The sequence below is a fragment of the Streptomyces sp. NPDC043908 genome (genome assembly GCF_056435525.1).
On sequence record NZ_JBWKEI010000002.1, the window covers coordinates 275817 to 293369 of the forward strand.

A 17553-nucleotide genomic window follows, 5' to 3' on the forward strand; every position below is an offset into this window, starting at 1 on the left:
ACCCTCCGGGGGGTCTGCCTCCCGGGGCGGGTGCCCTTCCTGGGGCCGACGCCCCCGCCCCCGCCCCGGGGCTGCGCCCCGAGCCCCATCTTTCGTCTGCGAGCCGTGGTGGGCTGGTCGCGCAGTTCCCCGCGCCCCTGGGCAGTCAGGGGCGCGGGGAACTGCGCGAGCAACCCACCACCGGCCCGCAGGCAAAGACCGGGCACCCCGCCCCCTCACCCCCGAGGCAACAACCCCTTCCCCCCCACCGGCGACGACAGCACGATCGACGTCGTCGTCCGGCCCAGGGCCGACACCTCCCCCAGCACCTCCTCCAGGTGCCCCGTGTCCGCGACCGCGACCTTGATGATCCAGCAGTCCTCGCCCACCACGTGGTGCACCTCGCGGATCTCCTCGCGCTCCATCAGCTCCAGCGTCCTGGGGTGCTTCAGGGTGTAGCCGCCGTGCGGGTTGACCCGGATGAACGCCTGGATGCCGTAGCCCAGCCGGGCCGGATCGACCCGCGCCCCGTACCCCGTGATCACCCCGCCCGCCTCCAGCCGGCGCAGGCGCTCCGTGACCGCCGCGGGGCTCAGCCGTACCCTCCGGCCCAGTTCGCTCAGCTTGATCCGCCCCTCCTCCTGGACCAGTGCCAGGAGCTGACGGTCCACCTGGTCGAAGGCAGGTGAGGAATCGTGGGTCGACGCCCTCGAACTCCGTGGTTCCTTCGGTACGGCCGCCAGTTCTCCCATGTTTCCCCCTTCAGGACGCCGGCCGTCAACGTAACACTGTGTGCATGACATTCGACATGCCTCGCGGGACCCGAAACGTGCTGGTCATCGGCGGCAACCGCTACTTCGGCAAGCGCCTCATCGACCGCCTCGTCACCGCCGGTGACCACGTCACCGTACTGAACCGGGGGTCCGCCCCACCGCCGCCCGGCGTCGAGCACCTCCTCGCCGACCGCGACGACGAGGCCGCCCTCGAAGCCGCCCTGGGGGACCGGACGTTCGACGTCGTCTTCGACCAGGTCTGCTACACCCCGCGCCAGGCCACCATCGCCCGCCGTGTCTTCACCCACCGCACCCGCCGGTACGTGATGACCTCGACCGTGGAGGTGTACGAGTACGAGGACTCGGCCGCGCCGGTCGCGGAGGGCGCCGTCGATCCCCGGCTCGTCGCCGTCGACCTCGAACTCCCCTGGGGCGACCCGGAGTTCATCGGCTCCCACTACGGCGAGGGCAAGCGCCAGGCCGAGGCCGTCCTCGCCGCGCCGGGCTTCCCGTACGTCGGCGTCCGCGTCGCCCACGTCCTCGGCGGCGCCGACGACTTCACCGGACGCGTCACCCACTACGCCGACCGGCTCCGCGTCGGGGAGCCCATCGCCGTGCCCGCGCCCAACCACCCGGCCACGTACATCAACGTCGACGAGATCGCCGACTTCCTCCTCTGGACCGCCGGGCAGCACTTCACCGGTCCCGTCAACGCCGCCTCGCACGGGCCGCTCACCACCGACGACATCGTGGCCGCGATCGGCGGCGGGCCCGCCCGCTACCGGACCGTCGACGTCGGGGAGGTCTCGCCCTTCGCCTTCCGGCGCTCGTACGGCATGGACACCACCCGCGCCCAGCAGCTCGGCTTCACCTTCTCGCACACCGGGGAATGGCTCACGGACGCCATCGCCCAGACGCTCACGGGCGCCGAGGGGGACAACTGACATGCGCCACCGCACACTCGGCCCTCTGAGGGTCGGCGCCATCGGGTACGGTGCCATGCCCCTGTCCATCGAGGGACGGCCGGACGAGGCGCGCGCCCTCGCCACCGTGCACGCCGCGCTCGACGCGGGCATCACCCTGCTCGACACCGCCGACTCCTACTACGCCCCCGGCGGCGAGCCCGGCCACAACGAGCTGCTCCTCGCCCGCGCCCTCGCCTCGTACGGCGGCACCACCGACCACGTCCTCGTCGCCACCAAGGGCGGGCGCGGGCGCACCGACGGCGGGGGCTGGGGCGTCGACGGGCGGCCCGAGCACCTCAAGCGCGCCGCGAAGGAGTCGCTGCGGCGGCTCGGCACCGGGGCGATCGGCCTCTACCAGCTGCACAAGCCCGATCCGGCCGTCCCGTACGCGGACTCGCTCGGCGCGCTGCGCGAGCTGGCCGACGACGGTACGGTCCGGCTCGTCGGGATCTCCAACGCCGACGTCCACCAGATCCGGGAGGCCCGCCACATCCTCGGTGACCGGCTGGTGTCCGTGCAGAACCGCTACTCCCCCGCCGTCCGCGACGCCGAGCCCGAGCTGCGGCTCACCGCCGAGCTGGGGCTGGCGTTCCTACCGTGGAGTCCGCTCGGCGGCATCTCGCGCAGCTCGCTCGACGGGACGTCGGCCGTGTCCGCGGACCCCGCGTTCGGCGGCTTCCACCGGGTGGCCCGCGAGCGCGGGGTCAGCCCGCAGCGGGTCGCGCTCGCCTGGCTGCTGTCGCTGGGGCCGCACGTCCTGCCGATACCGGGCGGCAGCCGGCCCGAGTCCGTACGGGACTCGGCGGCTGCCGCCGATCTGGTCCTCGGCGAGGAGGAGCGGGCGCTGCTGCCCTGAGCCGCTTCCGCCTCCCCTCTTCCGTCGCGGGTCCGTCGCCGCGTCAGTGCCGCGTGCGCCGGTTGCGGATCTTGCGGACGATCAGCCAGATCACCAGGACGATCAGCGCCACGAAGATCAGGAAGATCACCAGGAGGAAGATGCCCAGCTTCTTGAAGAAGCCCTTCTTCTTTTTCTTCTTCTTCGGCTTGGCGAGCGTCACATGCGAGGCGTCGCTCACCGCCTGGTGGGCCGTCGATGCCGCCGGCGCGGCGGCGGGCGCGAGCGCGTCGAACGCAGAGTGCGCCGACTGCGCCGACTGCGCCGACACCGTCCGCACCACCGCGCTCGGCGCGGCCTCGGCCGCCGCCGGGGCCACCAGGGCGGTGCCCAGGAGCAGGGCCAGTACTGTTGTGAACTTCTTGATCATTCGGGTTCCCTTCACGTCGTCCCCACGGCGAGGCCCGCCGTCGCCTCGACCTCCATCAGCGACGCGCTGTGCCTCTCCGCCTCAAAGGCTGCCCGCCCTCCCCGCAGCCCGAACAGGCGCTTCGAGAGCAGGATGTAGAGCACGGCGAGGACATTGAGCCCCAATGTGGCCATCTTGAGGTAGCTGATCTCCTCGGTCAGCTCGTAGACCTCCAGTGGCAGGAACATCGCCGTGGCGACCACGGTGAGGTACTCCGCCCAGCGCTCGGCCCGCCAGAGCCCGACGGCCTCGACGATCTCGATCAGCGCGTAGACCAGCAGCGCCACGGCGACCGCCACCAGCGTGGAGTGCTTGTAGCCGAAGGACTTCTGGATGGTGCCGACGACGGGCGAGTGGTCGAGGTCGTAGTGGAAGTGCTGGAAGACCGGGCGGAAGACGTCCAGGTTCTCGTCGAAGAGCCTGCGCACCGCGTCCTGGCTGTTGCTGAACTTCCACACCGCGGCCGCCACCAGGACGATGAAGACCCCGCGCACCAGCCGCTCCACCGCGAGGAACCGCAGGATGAACAGGTCCCGCAGCACCTTCCCGCGCGGCACCAGCGGCGCGTCGTCGGCGGGCCCCGCGCCGTGCGGGACGCCGAGGGCGAAGTCGCCGCAGCGCAGACAGCGCCAGGCCTCGCCCAGCCGGGTCTCGGCGCGCAGCCGCTCGCGCAGCTCGGCCTCGCTCGGCTCGTACGTCACATGGCCCTTGCGCGCGCAGGTGCGCCGGTCCCAGTCGATCTTCATTCCGCTCGCTCTCCCCGTCACCGCTTCCGGACGGACGCCCCGCACGGTAGTGGACACCTGTCCGGACGCGTTCAGGGGGTGGCGGGTTCCTTCCGCTCGGACCGAGTCTGAGCAGGGGTTTCCTTGGTGAGGACCACCTCCGCCACCTCCCGCTCCCTCGGCGGCTCCGCCGGACCGTGGGCGTCGCCCGCCTCGAAGGTCGTCTCGTCGAACGGGGCGCGCCCGGCGAGGACCTCCTCGACCCGTGCGGTGTCGATCTCCTTGGTCCAGGTGCCCACCAGGACCGTGGCGACCGCGTTGCCCGCGAAGTTGGTCAGCGCCCGCGCCTCGCTCATGAAGCGGTCGATGCCGACGATCAGGCCGACGCCGTCGACCAGTTCGGGGCGGTGCGACTGGAGGCCGCCTGCCAGGGTCGCGAGGCCGGCGCCGGTGACCCCGGCGGCGCCCTTGGAGGCGACGATCATGAACAGGAGCAGCGAGATCTGCTGTCCGGCGCTCAGCGGCTCGCCCATCGCGTTGGCGATGAAGAGCGAGGACATCGTGAGGTAGATCGCGGTTCCGTCCAGGTTGAACGAGTAGCCGGTGGGCACGGTGATGCCCGCCACGGCCCGGCTCACGCCCAGGTGCTCCATCTTGGCGATCAGCCGGGGCAGCGCCGTCTCGGAGGAGGAGGTCGACAGGATCAGCAGGAACTCGCGGCCCAGGTACTTCAGCAGCCGGAAGATGTTCACCCCGGCCAGCAGGCGCAGCAGCGTACCGAGGACGACGAGGACGAACAGCGCGCACGTGAGGTAGAAGCCGACCATGATGACGGCCAGTGACTTCAGCGCGTCCGTGCCGGTCTCGCCGACCACCGCCGCGATGGCGCCGAACGCGCCGAGCGGCGCCACCCACATCACCATCGACAGGACGCGGAAGACCAGCCTCTGGATGTGGCCGATGCCGCGCAGCACCGGCTCGCCCGCCGAGCCCATCGCCTGGAGCGCGAAGCCCACGAGCAGGGCGATCAGCAGGGTCTGGAGGACCTGGCCCTCGGTGAAGGCGGAGACCATCGTCCGGGGGATGATCCCGAGCAGGAAGTCGGCGGTCGACTCGCCGGCGCCGGCCGCCTGCTTGGCGCCCGCGTGCTTGGTCGCCTCGGTGATGTGCAGGCCGGAGCCGGGCTCCAGGACGTTGCCGACGACCAGGCCGATGGCGAGCGCCACGGTCGACATCACCAGGAAGTAGCCGAGCGCGAGCCCGCCGACCACGCCGACCTTGGCGGCCTTGCGCACGGATCCGACGCCGAGCACGATCGAGCAGAAGATGATCGGCGAGATCATCATCTTGATCAGGTTCACGAAGCCGGTACCGATCGGCTTGAGCTCGACGGCCACCCCGGGGGCGGCGAAGCCGACGGTGATGCCGATGAGCACCGCGGCGATCACCGCGGGATACAGATAGTGCGTACGGGTGCCTCCCCGGCCCTTACGGCCTTGGGGGCGGTCCCGGCGGGCGGCTGCTGGGGTCACGGGGGTGCCTCCTCCTGCTTCCGTACGCGTCCCGCGTACGGGCGTCTGTGTCCCGGTGGCTCGATGGATCTCCGCGACTATCGCCCAGGCTGTGACGCCGGTCACCCTTGCGTGCATTTCGTTCACACGGCTTGTACTCACCGTGATGTGCGCGGGTGCACACTGTCCGGCATGCGCATACCCCGACCCCGCAGCCTCGCGGGCCAGCTCTTCGCCATGCAGGTGGTGCTGGTCGCGGCGATCGTGGCGGGCTGCGCGCTCTACTCGTACGTCCACGACCGGACCCAGGCCGAGGAGACCGCCCGGCGCCAGACCACCGCGATCGCGACCGCCGTGGCCACCTCGCCCGCGGTGGCCGAGGCGGTCCGTTCCAAGGACCCGACGGCGGCCCTCCAGCCGTACGCCGAGACCCTGCGGCACACCGCCGGCGTCGACTTCGTGGTGGTCCTCGCCCCGGACGGGACCCGCTGGACGCATCCGGTGCCGGGGGAGATCGGCCGCAAGTACCTCGGCGACATCCGGCCCGCGCTGCGCGGCGAGACGTTCAGCGAGACGCACATGGGCGTGCTCGGGCCGTCCGTGCGGGTGGTCGCGCCGGTGCGCGACCGCGGCCGGATCACCGCCCTGGTCAGCGCGGGCATCACCATCGACACGATCAGCGCGCAGGTGCGCGAGCAGATGGCGGCGCTGCTCGCGGTCGCCTCCGGGGTGCTGGCCTTCGGCGGGCTCGGCACCTATGTGATCAACGCGCGGCTGCGGCGGCACACCCACGGCATGAACGCGGCCGAGCTGAGCCGGATGCACGACTACCACCAGGCCGCGCTGCACGCGGTGCGCGAGGGGCTGCTGATGCTGGACGGGCAGCGCAGGATCGCGCTCATCAACGACGGCGGCCGGGAGCTGCTCGGACTCGGCGAGGACGCGGTGGGCCGGTCGGTGGCCGACCTCGGGCTGCCCGCGCCGCTCGCCGGGGCGCTGCTGGCGAGCGAGCCGAGGGCGGACGAGGTCCACATGACGGCCGACCGGATCGTCGTGGTCAACACCCGGCCGGTCTCCAGCGGCGGCCGGCGGGGCACCGTGGTGACGTTGCGCGACCACACCGAACTCCAGGCGCTCTCCGGCGAGCTGGACTCCGAGCGCGGGTTCACCCAGGCGCTGCGGGCGCAGGCACACGAGGCCGCGAACCGGCTGCACGCGGTGGTCTCCCTGATCGAGCTGGGCCGCGTCCAGGAGGCGGTGGAGTTCGCCACGGCCGAGCTGGAGCTCGCCCAGGCCCTCACCGACCAGGTGGTCACGGCGGTGGGCGAGCCGGTGCTCGCCGCGCTGCTGCTCGGCAAGGCGGCCCAGGCCCATGAGCACGGGGTGGCGCTGGCGCTCACCGAGGGCAGCGCCATCGAGGACGGGCTGCTGCCGTCCACCCTGCCCCCGCGCGACCTGGTCACGGTCCTGGGCAACCTGGTGGACAACGCGGTCGACGCGGCCCAGGGCAGCGCGGGGGCCCGGGTCGCGGTCACCCTCGCCACCGAGGACGAGGAGCTGGTGGTCCGGGTCGCGGACAGCGGCCGGGGCGTCGATCCGGCCGCCGCGGACGCGGTCTTCGAGCGCGGCTGGTCCACCAAGAGCCCGGGGCGCGGCATCGGTCTGGCGCTGGTGCGGATGACGGTGGCCCGGCACGGCGGAAGCGTGGCGCTGGCCGAGGGACCTTACGGGGGCGCCGAGTTCACCGTACGGCTGCCGCTGCGCGGGGAGGCGGTGCCGGCGTGACGGCCACCCAGGGGCCCACCGGCGAGCCCATCAGAGTGCTGGTCGTCGAGGACGACCCGGTCGCCGCCGACGCGCACCGGCTCTACGTCGGCCGGGTGCCCGGCTTCACGGTGGCCGGGGCCGCGCACTCGCGGGCCGAGGCGCTGCGGGTGCTCGACCGCGTCGAGGTCGACCTGCTGCTGCTCGACCTCTATCTGCCGGACGGGCACGGCCTCCAGCTGGTGCGTTCGCTGCGGGCGGCCGGGCACGGCGCGGACGTCATCGCGGTGACCTCGGCGCGCGATCTGACGATGGTGCGCGAGGGAGTCTCGCTGGGGGTGGTGCAGTACGTCCTGAAGCCCTTCACCTTCGCCACCCTGCGCGACCGCCTCGTACGGTACGCCGAGTTCCGCGCGACCGCCGGGGAGGCGTCCGGGCAGGAGGAGGTCGACCGCGCCCTGTCCACCCTGCGCGTCCCGCAGCCCACGGCCCTGCCCAAGGGACTGAGCGCGCCCACGCTCCAGGCGGTGACCCGCACCCTGCGTTCCTCGGCGAGCGGTGTCACCGCCTCGGAGGCCGCCGAGGCGGTCGGCATCTCGCGCATCACCGCGCGGCGCTATCTGGAGCACCTGGTCACCTCGGGCCGCGCCGAGCGGACCCCGCAGTACGGGCAGATCGGACGCCCGGAGCTCCAGTACCGCTGGGTCGACTCCCGCCGCTGACACGCCACTTGACGATTCGTCAGCAGTGGGCGGCGGCCGACGGGCCCCATTGACCATGGACCGGGGCGGCTTTACGTTCACCGGGCAGCCACTCGTGTCCCGAGGAGGTCGTGCCGTGCGTCCCACCGCCGTAGTCCCGCTGGTCCTCGCCACCGCGCTCGCCGCCGGCTCGCTCACCGCCTGTGGCGGCTCCGGCGGCGGTTCGGACACCGTCGAGGTCGCCTACAACCGCTCCACCGACCACACCGTCCGCTTCAAGGACGACTTCCTGGCGTCGGTGAAGCGGCAGTTCGAGCGGGACCACCCCGGCAAGAAGGTCAAGCTCGTCCCCATCCAGGCCCCGGACAACGACTACGCCACGAAGGCCCAGCAGATGATGCGCTCGGGCAAGACCGCGCCGGACCTGGTCTACGAGGACACCTTCCGCATCAACTCCGACATCAAGGCCGGCTATCTGAGCCCGCTCGACGACCGGCTGGCCTCCTGGGACGACTGGAACCGCTTCGTACCCACGGCGAAGACGGCGGCCAGGGCGGAGGACGGCAGGACCTACGGCGTCCCGGACGGCACCGACACCCGGGGCCTGTGGTTCAACAAGCGGCTGTTCGCGAAGGCGGGGCTGCCCGAGGACTGGCAGCCGAGGAACTGGGCGGACATCCTCGACGCCGCCCGCACCATCAAGAAGAAGGTCCCCGGCGTCATCCCGCTCAACGTCCTCACCGGCAAGGCGGCCGGCGAGGCGGCGGTGATGCAGGGCTTCGAGATGCTGCTGTACGGGACCGGCGACAACCCCCTGTACGACCCCGCCGCCAAGAAGTGGGTCACCGGCTCGCAGGGCTTCCAGGACGCGCTGGGCTTCGTCCGGACGGTGTACGGGGAGAAGCTCGGCCCCGACGTCTCCGACGCGCTCGACCCCAATGTGAACACCCGCGTCGCCACCGAGTGGCTGCCCGAGGGCAAGCTCGCGATCGCGCTCGACGGCTCGTGGCTGGGCCAGTTCTGGAGCGGCAGGGGCACCCGGGACTGGCCGCGGTGGTCGAGCGTGCTGGGGCAGGCGGCGATGCCCACCAAGGACGGGCAGGCGCCCGGCCGGGTCTCCCTGTCCGGCGGCTGGACCTGGGCGATCCCGAAGAAGGCCAAGAACCCCTCGCTCGCCTGGGAGTTCGTGCGGTTGATGCAGACCCCCGCGAACGCCGTGAAGTGGGCCGTGGCGGACGCGCAGATCGCGGTGCGCGACGACGTGGCGGCCGACCCGGCGTACCTGCGCTCGACCCCCGGCGTCTCCTTCTTCACCGGCCTGGTCAAGTACACCCACTACCGCCCGGCGCTCCCCGTCTACCCCCAGGTGTCGACGGCGATCGGCGAGGCGATGGAGGCGGTGACCACCGGCGACGCGACGCCCGCGGAGGCGGCCAGGACGTACGACGAACAACTGGCCACGATCACCGGCGGCGCGGTGACGAAGCGGTGAGGGACGCTGCGCGTACGGGCGGGGGGCGGGTGCGGGGTGCCGGGGCGGGCGGTGGGGGGCGAGCGCGTACGGCCGGCGCGGGCGGCGGAGGCCGGACACGGGGCTCCGGGGCCCGCGGCACGGACCGTGCCCGGGGCGCCGGGGCGGACGGCGGGGGTCGGGCGCGGGGCGCCGGGGCGGGCGGCCGGGGCCGGGGAAAGGGCACGGGACGTGCGGCGGCGCTGCGCTGGCTTCCCCTGGCCCCCGCCACCCTCCTCCTGCTGCTCTTCCTCGCCGGACCCATCGGCTACTGCGTCTACATCGCCTTCACCGACATGCAGCTGACCGGCGCCTCGGGCACCGGCTTCGTCGGGTTCGCCAACTTCCGGCGGGCGTTCGCCGACCCGGGCTTCCGCAACGCCGTCTGGCTGACGCTGGTGTTCACCGTGGTCTCCTCGATCGCCGGGCAGAACACCCTCGGCCTCGCGCTCGCCGCCCTGATGCGGCGCGCCTCGCGGCCGGTGCGCACCCTGACGGGGACGCTGGTGATCGCGGCCTGGGTGCTGCCGGAGATCGTCGCCGCGTTCCTGCTGTACGCCTTCTTCCGCCGCGAGGGCACCCTCAACGCCCTCCTCGGCCAGCTCCACCTGCCCACCCAGAACTGGCTGTACGGCCTGCCCATCCTCGCCGTCTCCTTCGCCAACGTCTGGCGCGGCACCGCCTTCTCCATGCTGATCTACTCGGCCGCGCTCTCCGAGATCCCGCAGGAGATCACCGAGGCGGCCGAGGTGGACGGCGCGAGCGGGCTGCGCCGGCTCTGGCACATCACCCTGCCGATGATCCGCCGCTCGATCGGCACCAACCTGATGCTCAACACCCTCCAGACCCTCTCCGTCTTCGGGCTGATCTGGGCGATGACCCGGGGCGGTCCTGGCCGGCGCAGCCAGACCCTCCCGGTGTTCATGTACGACCAGGCCTTCGTGAAGAGCCTGATCGGCTACGGGACGGCCGTGGCGCTGCTGCTGCTCCTGGTGGGGGCCCTGTTCTCGGTGGTGTACCTGCGGCTGATGAGGGTGGAGGTGTGAGCGTGCCCCGACGCGCGAGCCGGCCCGCGCCCCGACGCGTCCCGCGCCGCCGGACCCGGGAGCGGCTGGCCGCCGACGCGGCGCTGCTGGCGGTCGCGGCGGCGTTCGCGCTGCCGCTGCTGTGGCTGCTGCTCTCCTCACTGGACGCGGACGCGGACCTGCGGGTGCGGGTGCCGGGCTCCCCCACCCTGGAGAACTTCTCCGCCGTGTGGACGGACGAGGTCACCTTCACACCGATGCTCAACAGCCTGGTGCTGTGCGGCGGCGCGACCGTCCTGACGGTGGTGTGCGCCGTACTGGCCGCCTATCCGCTCTCGCGCTACCGCTCGCGCCTGACCCGCCCGTACCTCCTGACGGTCCTGTTCACCACCTGTCTACCGATCACGGCGGTGATGGTCCCGGTGTACGGGCTGTTCGTGCAGGTCGACCTGATCGACACGGTGTACGGCACGGCCCTGTTCCTGGCCACCGCGCAGCTCCCGTTCGCCATCTGGCTGATGAAGAACTTCATGGACGGCGTGCCCCGGGTCCTGGAGGAGGCGGCCTGGACGGACGGGGCGTCGATGCCGCAGACGCTGTGGCGGGTGGTGCTGCCGCTGATGGGGCCGGGCGTGACGGTGGTGACGATCTACACCTTCATCATGCTGTGGGGCAACTTCTTCGTCCCCTTCATGCTCCTGCTCTCCCCCGACCGCCTGCCCGCCTCCGTCTCGATCTTCACCTTCTTCGGCAACTACGGCTCGGTGGTCTACGGCGAGCTGGCCGCCTTCTCGATCCTCTACTCGACCCCGGTGCTCCTCCTCTACGTGGTGATCGCACAGCGCCTGGGCGGCGGTTTCGCGCTGGGCGGGGCGGTGAAGGGGTGAGGGCGGGGCAGGGGGTGAGGGGGTCAAGGGGTGAGGGGGTCAAGGGGTGAGGGGCGGGTCGTGACGCATCCGATAAGTGGAGCCGTACCTTCCTACGGACTGACAGATTTGGGTGAACACACCGTGGTCAGCCGTCACCCTGTGCACCTACGGTGTGCGCGTGCACCCCACCCCGCCGTTCAACGCCCCCGCCATGCGCCGTCTGCGCGAGGCGCTGGGCATGGCGCCCGGCCATGTCTCCTACGGCCTGTACGCCCAGTACGGGCTGCGGGTCTCCCCCGAGACCGTCTCCTCCTGGGAGCGCGGCTTCGCCACCCCCGACTCGCGTGAGCTGACCGCGCTGGCGGGGGTGCTGTGGTGCTCCCCGGGCGATCTGATGGCCGCGGCGGCCACCCTCCGCGAACACCGCATGGCCCGCGGGCTCAGCCCCGAGGACCTGGCGAGGCGGGTGGGACTCGACGTCGGGGCGTACCTCCGGATGGAGGAGTCGGGCCGCTGGCGGGGCAACGAGCGCCAGTCGGAGGCGCTGACGCAGGCGCTGAACCTGTCGCTGCGGGAGTACGTCACGGCGACGGGCCAGCACGAGGACCTCGCGGAGCTCCTGCGCAGCGCGGTCACCACCCGCTGGCAGGCGTACGTCCGCCCCGCCTCCAAACTCCTCCCCCTCCCCCGCCACCACCTCCAGGACGTCCTGGAACAACTGCACACCGACTACCAGGGCCGCATGATGTCCACGATGAGCTGGGGAACGAGCGGGGCGGGGACGGAGTCGACGGCGGGGGATGCGGGGCGGGAGTTCCTGGACCGGATCGTGGACCACTTCTGGGTGCTGGCCCAGGGGTAGGGGGGGTCTGGAGCCCGGGGTTCGTCTGCGGGTGAGTGGGCCTTACTCGCGCAGTTCCCCGCGCCCCTTTTCGGCCCGGCGTTCGGCTGCGGGTGAGTGGGACTTGCTCGCGCAGTTCCCCGCGCCCCTGAAGGGGCCGGACTTCGACTGCGGGTGAGTGGAGGTTGCTCGCGCAGTTCCCCGCGCCCCTTCCGGGGCCGGACTTTGGCTGCGGGTGCGTCGTGGCTGGTCGCGCAGTTCCCCGCGCCCCTTCAAGGCCCGGGGTTCGTCTGCGGGTGAGTGGGGGTTGGTCGCGCCGTTCCCCGCGCCCCTTCCGGGTCGGGCTTCGGGCGCGGGTTGCTTGGGGTGGGCGCGCCGTTCCTCGTGGCTCTCGCAGCGTGTGGCCGAGGTGAGCATTTCGGCTGCGGGCATCCCCCTTAGGGGCGCGGGGAACTGCGCGAGCAACCCAGCACGGTCCGCAGACGAAAGAGGGGTTCGGGGCGCAGCCCCGTGAGCGGGGTGCAGGGGCCGCAGGCCCCGCCGGGGGGGCGGGGCGCGGCCCCGCACGCGAGGGTCCGGGGCGCGGCCCCGCGCGTGGGGGGGGCCGGGGCGCAGCCCCGCACGCTGGGGCCGGGGGGTTGACCCGGAAGCGCACCCCCGCCCACCCCCGGAGGGTTAAGGGAACGGGGCGGGGTGGGGCGAACTCAGAACACCGACTCCGCCTCGAACACCCGATCCACCGGCACCGTCTTCAACTCCGTCACCGCAGAAGCCAACGGCGCCATCACCACATCCGTCCCCCGCAACGCCGTCATGTTCCCGAAGTCCCCCCGGTGCACCGCCTCCACCGCATGCCACCCGAACCGCGTCGCGAGCACCCGGTCGTACGCGGTCGGCACCCCGCCCCGCTGGACGTGCCCGAGGATCACCGGCCGCGCCTCCTTCCCCAGACGCCGCTCCAGCTCGATGGCCAGCCGGTTCCCGATCCCGGCGAACCGCTCGTGCCCGTACTGGTCGATCGCGCCCTTCTCGTACGGCATGGCCCCCTCCGCGGGATGCGCCCCCTCCGCGACGCAGATCACCGCGAACTTCTTGCCGCGCGCGAACCGCTCCTCGACCATCTTGACCAGGTCGTCGACCTCGAAGGGCCGCTCCGGCAGACAGATGCCGTGGGCGCCGCCCGCCATACCGGACTCCAGCGCGATCCACCCCGCGTGGCGCCCCATGACCTCGACGACCATCACGCGCTGGTGCGACTCGGCCGTGGTCTTCAGCCGGTCGATCGCCTCGGTCGCGACCATGACGGCCGTGTCGAAGCCGAAGGTGCGGTCGGTCGAGGAGATGTCGTTGTCGATGGTCTTCGGCACGCCGACGACCGGCATCCCGGCGTCGGAGAGCATCCGGGCCGCCGTCAGCGTGCCCTCGCCACCGATCGGGATGAGCGCGTCGATGCCGTAACGGCGGGCCAGCTCCGCGCAGTTCTCGGCGGCCTCGCGCAGCCGGGCGCGCTCCAGGCGGGCCGACCCGAGGATGGTGCCGCCGCGCGCGAGGATGCCGCTGACGGAGTCCAGGTCGAGGGGGCGGAAGTGGCCGTCGAGGAGGCCCTTGAACCCGTCCTCGAAGCCGATGACCTCGTCGCCGTGGCCGGTCAGGGCCCGGTGCACGACCGACCGGATCACTGCGTTCAGGCCGGGGCAGTCGCCGCCCGCGGTGAGGACTCCGATGCGCATCGTGACTCAGTCTCCTGCTCTGTGGTGCCGTGCCCGCCGGCCGCGAGGAACCGGGCCGACGAACCGATTGTCACACGCACCTCACGGGCCCCGCCCGCCCGGCGCGGCCGTACGCCCGCCCCCGCGGGCCTTCCGTCCCCCCGGGCCGGGGACCTTCCTCCCCCGCCCGCCCGGGACCTTCGTCCCCGCCTTCGCCCGGCGGGCGCTGTAACCACGCGCAGAGGTATTGTCAAGAGGGCGAGGCTGACCGCCCCGATTTTTTTCGCCCCGGGAACGGGGGGAAGGAAGCAGGAAGGATCAGGGAAGGGCCGGGCACGGGCAGTAAGGCCCGGGGGACGCCCCCGGGCACGAGCCCCGGCCCCACCGCACCGCCCAGCGCCCACTGCCCACCGCCCCACCAGTACGACGCCCCACCAGTACGACGACGCAGACAGAACGGGAGAGCACGCGTGACGCGCAGCGTGTACGTGACCGGGATCGACCGGGGAGACGGCCGCCAGGTCGTCGAGCTGGGAGTCATGGAGCTCCTGACGCGCCAAGTGGACCGGGTGGGCGTCTTCCGTCCCCTCGTGCACGACGGCCCCGACCGGCTCTTCGACCTGCTCCGCGCCCGCTACCGGCTGTCCCAGGACGAGTCGACGGTGTACGGGATGGACTACCACGAGGCGTCCGCGCTCCAGGCCGAGCGCGGCACCGACGAGCTGGTCTCCCAGCTCGTCGAGCGCTTCCACAAGGTCGCCCGCGCCTACGAGGTGGTCCTCGTCCTCGGCACCGACTTCGCCGCCACCCAGCTCCCGGACGAGCTGTCGCTGAACGCGCGCCTGGCCAACGAGTTCGGCGCCTCCGTGATCCCGGTGGTCGGCGGCAAGGGCCAGCCGGCCGAGTCGGTGCGGGCCGAGGCGCGCAACGCCCACCGCGCGTACGAGGCGCTGGGCTGCGACGTCCTGGCGATGGTCGTCAACCGGGTGACCCCGCAGGACCGCGAGGGCATCGCGGACGGGCTGAAGGCCCAGCTGCCGGTGCCGTGCTACGTCCTGCCCGACGAGCCCGCGCTGGCCGCGCCGACCGTCGCCCAGATCACCGCGGCGCTCGGCGGTACGGTCCTGCTCGGCGACGACGCCGGGCTCGCCCGGGACGCGCTGGACTTCGTCTTCGGCGGGGCGATGCTGCCGAACTTCCTCAACGCCCTCACCCCGGGCTGCCTGGTCGTGACCCCGGGCGACCGGGCCGACCTGGTGGTGGGCTCACTGGCCGCGCACAGCGCCGGGACGCCGCCGATAGCCGGCGTCCTGCTGACCCTGGACGAGCGGCCGGGCGAGGCCATCCTCAAGCTCGCCGACCGCCTCGCGCCCGGCACCCCGGTGGTCGCCGTCACCGGCGGGTCCTTCCCGACGGCCGGTGAACTCTTCGCCCTCGAAGGCAAGTTGAACGCCTCCACCCCGCGCAAGGCGGAGACCGCGCTCGGCCTCTTCGAGCGGCACACCGACACCGCCGACCTGTTGGCCCGGATGTCGGTGGCCCGCAGCGGCCGCGTCACCCCGATGATGTTCGAGCACGAGCTGCTGGAACAGGCCCGCGCGGACCGCCGCCGGGTGGTGCTCCCCGAGGGCGCCGAGGAGCGCGTGCTGCGCGCCGCCGACGTCCTGCTGCGCCGCGACGTCTGCGACCTCACCCTGCTCGGCGACGTGGAGGCCATCCGCAAGAAGGCCGCCGACCTCGGCATCGACGTCTCCCGGTGCGAGATCGTCGACCCGCACACCTCCGAGCTGCGCCAGCGCTTCGCCGAGCGGTACGCCGAGCTGCGCGCGCACAAGGGCGTGACGGTGGAGCTCGCGTACGACGTGGTCGCGGACGTCAACTACTTCGGCACCCTGATGGTCCAGGAGGGCCTGGCCGACGGCATGGTCTCCGGCTCGGTGCACTCCACCGCCGCCACCATCCGCCCCGCCTTCGAGATCATCAAGACGAAGCCGGAGGCGTCCATCGTGTCGTCCGTCTTCTTCATGTGCCTCGCCGACAAGGTGCTGGTGTACGGCGACTGCGCGGTCAACCCGGACCCGGACGCCGAGCAGCTGGCCGACATCGCGGTCCAGGCGGCCGCCACCGCGGCCCGCTTCGGCGTGGACCCGCGGATCGCGATGCTCTCGTACTCGACCGGCACCTCCGGCTCGGGCGCCGACGTCGACAAGGTCCGCGAGGCCACCAAGCTCGTCCGCGAGGCCCGTCCGGACCTGCGGATCGAGGGCCCGATCCAGTACGACGCGGCCGTGGAGCCCTCGGTGGCCGCGACCAAGCTGCCGGGCTCGGAGGTGGCCGGGCAGGCCACCGTCCTGATCTTCCCGGACCTCAACACCGGCAACAACACCTACAAGGCCGTCCAGCGCTCGGCCGGCGCCGTGGCCGTCGGCCCGGTGCTCCAGGGGCTGCGCAAGCCGGTCAACGACCTCTCGCGCGGCGCCCTCGTCCAGGACATCGTCAACACCGTCGCCATCACGGCCATCCAGGCCCAGGCGCAGGCACAGGGGCAGGAGACCTCCGCATGACCAGCACCGACCCGACCCCGTCGCGCGTCCTCGTACTCAACTCCGGCTCGTCGTCGGTGAAGTACCAGCTGCTCGACATGGCCGGCTCCACGCGACTCGCGGCGGGCCTGGTCGAGCGGATCGGCGAGGAGACCTCCCGCCTGGTGCACACCCCGCTGACCGGCGGCGACCGGCGCGAGGTCAACGGCCCGATCGCCGACCACGGGGCCGCCCTGAAGGCGGTCTCCGAGGAGCTCGCCAAGGACGGCCTCGGCCTCGACTCGCCCGAACTCGCCGCGATCGGCCACCGGGTGGTGCACGGCGGGCTGAAGTTCAGCGCCCCGACCGTGATCACCGAAGAGGTCATGGCGGAGATCGAGCGCCTGGTCCCGGTCGCGCCGCTGCACAACCCGGCGAACATCACCGGCATCCGCACCGCCCAGGACCTGCGCCCGGACCTGCCGCAGGTGGCCGTCTTCGACACCGCCTTCCACACCACGATGCCCGAGCACGCGGCCCGGTACGCCATCGACGTGGAGACCGCCGACGCGCACCGCATCCGCCGCTACGGCTTCCACGGCACCTCGCACGCGTACGTCTCGCGCGAGACCGCGAAGCTGCTCGGCAAGGACCCCTCCGAGGTCAACGTGATCGTGCTGCACCTGGGCAACGGGGCCTCCGCCTCGGCGGTGCGCGGCGGGGTGTGCGTGGACACCTCGATGGGGCTCACCCCGCTGGAGGGCCTGGTCATGGGCACCCGCTCGGGCGACATCGACCCGGCGGTGACCTTCCACCTGGAGCGGGTCGCCGGGATGTCGACGGACGAGATCGACGTCCTGCTCAACAAGAAGAGCGGTCTGGTCGGCCTCTGCGGCGACAACGACATGCGCGAGATCCGCCGCCGGATCGAGGCGGGCGACCAGCGCGCCGCGCTCGCCTTCGACATCTACATCCACCGGCTGAAGAAGTACATCGGCGCCTACTACGCGGTACTCGGCAAGGTCGACGCGGTCGCCTTCACCGCCGGGGTGGGCGAGAACGCGGCGCCGGTGCGCGAGGCCGCCGTGCTGGGCCTGGAGGAGCTGGGGCTCGCGGTCGACGGCGAGCTCAACGCCGTACGGTCCGACGCGCCGAGGCTCATCTCACCGGAATACGCGCGCGTGGCCGTGGCAGTGGTACCCACGGACGAGGAGCTGGAGATCGCGACGCAGACGTACGCGCTGGTCCGGTCCGGCGACGGCGCCGAGGGTAGGGGCGTCTGAGCGGGGACCGTTTCAGGCCACGCCTGAGCGCGCCTCCGCCCATTTGTACATTCCACCAGACGGAATATTCCG

The 17553-nt window shown here is 72.3% G+C and carries 15 protein-coding genes; 10 read left to right on the forward strand and 5 right to left on the reverse strand.

Annotated elements, in window-relative coordinates; translation table 11 throughout:
- Positions 1-215 precede the first annotated feature (215 nt).
- Positions 216-731, reverse strand: a complete 516-nt coding sequence (locus AC069K_RS05500; protein WP_365105906.1) for an Lrp/AsnC family transcriptional regulator — start codon at positions 729-731, stop codon at positions 216-218.
- Between the two features lie 44 nt (positions 732-775).
- Between AC069K_RS05500 and AC069K_RS05505 the strand changes: the two genes are divergently transcribed.
- Entirely contained in the window at positions 776-1696 is a 921-nt protein-coding gene (locus tag AC069K_RS05505) for an NAD-dependent epimerase/dehydratase family protein (protein ID WP_478612316.1), read from the forward strand.
- Position 1697: 1 nt separating this feature from the next.
- A complete protein-coding gene (locus AC069K_RS05510) occupies positions 1698-2573 on the forward strand; it encodes an aldo/keto reductase (protein ID WP_365105912.1) in 876 nt (291 codons plus the stop codon).
- A gap of 43 nt (positions 2574-2616) precedes the next feature.
- Here the strand turns inward: AC069K_RS05510 and AC069K_RS05515 are convergent, their stop codons facing one another.
- From AC069K_RS05515 to AC069K_RS05525, 3 genes are all read right to left on the reverse strand, one after another.
- A complete protein-coding gene (locus tag AC069K_RS05515) occupies positions 2617-2982 on the reverse strand; it encodes a hypothetical protein (RefSeq protein ID WP_478612320.1) in 366 nt (121 codons plus the stop codon).
- An 11-nt stretch (positions 2983-2993) separates the two neighbouring features.
- Complete coding sequence (locus AC069K_RS05520) at positions 2994-3767, reverse strand: DUF2127 domain-containing protein (protein ID WP_478612322.1); 774 nt, start codon at positions 3765-3767, stop codon at positions 2994-2996.
- A 71-nt stretch (positions 3768-3838) separates the two neighbouring features.
- Positions 3839-5278, reverse strand: coding sequence for a cation:dicarboxylate symporter family transporter (locus tag AC069K_RS05525; RefSeq protein ID WP_478612325.1), 1440 nt, complete (start codon positions 5276-5278; stop codon positions 3839-3841).
- Positions 5279-5449: 171 nt separating this feature from the next.
- Here AC069K_RS05525 and AC069K_RS05530 point away from each other — a divergent pair, with 171 nt between their 5' ends.
- From AC069K_RS05530 to AC069K_RS05555, 6 genes are all read left to right on the forward strand, one after another.
- Positions 5450-7042: a sensor histidine kinase gene (locus AC069K_RS05530; protein WP_478612328.1), complete on the forward strand. Its 1593-nt coding sequence runs from the start codon at positions 5450-5452 to the stop codon at positions 7040-7042.
- Positions 7039-7743 carry a response regulator gene (locus AC069K_RS05535; protein ID WP_365105924.1) on the forward strand — a complete coding sequence of 235 codons (705 nt, stop codon included), beginning with the start codon at positions 7039-7041 and terminating at the stop codon, positions 7741-7743. The genes AC069K_RS05530 and AC069K_RS05535 overlap by 4 nt, the downstream gene beginning before the upstream one ends.
- A 115-nt stretch (positions 7744-7858) precedes the next feature.
- Complete coding sequence (locus tag AC069K_RS05540; RefSeq protein ID WP_478612332.1) at positions 7859-9214, forward strand: ABC transporter substrate-binding protein; 1356 nt, start codon at positions 7859-7861, stop codon at positions 9212-9214.
- Positions 9215-9435: 221 nt separating this feature from the next.
- On the forward strand, positions 9436-10278 hold the full coding sequence (locus tag AC069K_RS05545) for a carbohydrate ABC transporter permease (protein ID WP_478613292.1): 843 nt from the start codon (positions 9436-9438) through the stop codon (positions 10276-10278).
- Positions 10275-11144: a carbohydrate ABC transporter permease gene (locus AC069K_RS05550; RefSeq protein WP_478612334.1), complete on the forward strand. Its 870-nt coding sequence runs from the start codon at positions 10275-10277 to the stop codon at positions 11142-11144. The genes AC069K_RS05545 and AC069K_RS05550 overlap by 4 nt, the downstream gene beginning before the upstream one ends.
- Before the next feature lie 193 nt (positions 11145-11337).
- The gene (locus AC069K_RS05555) at positions 11338-11988 is read left to right on the forward strand and encodes a helix-turn-helix domain-containing protein (protein ID WP_358837640.1); all 651 of its coding nucleotides are present in this window, start codon (positions 11338-11340) and stop codon (positions 11986-11988) included.
- A gap of 683 nt (positions 11989-12671) precedes the next feature.
- Here AC069K_RS05555 and AC069K_RS05560 read toward each other — a convergent pair.
- Positions 12672-13697, reverse strand: a complete 1026-nt coding sequence (locus tag AC069K_RS05560) for an ATP-dependent 6-phosphofructokinase (RefSeq protein WP_358835429.1) — start codon at positions 13695-13697, stop codon at positions 12672-12674.
- A 449-nt stretch (positions 13698-14146) separates the two neighbouring features.
- On the opposite strand from AC069K_RS05560, the gene pta reads away from it, so the two are divergent.
- Together pta and AC069K_RS05570 are read left to right on the forward strand one after the other, a co-directional pair.
- Entirely contained in the window at positions 14147-16240 is a 2094-nt protein-coding gene (gene pta, locus AC069K_RS05565) for a phosphate acetyltransferase (protein WP_365102290.1), read from the forward strand.
- Positions 16237-17481: an acetate kinase gene (locus AC069K_RS05570; protein ID WP_358835427.1), complete on the forward strand. Its 1245-nt coding sequence runs from the start codon at positions 16237-16239 to the stop codon at positions 17479-17481. The genes pta and AC069K_RS05570 overlap by 4 nt, the downstream gene beginning before the upstream one ends.
- Positions 17482-17553: the final 72 nt, after the last annotated feature.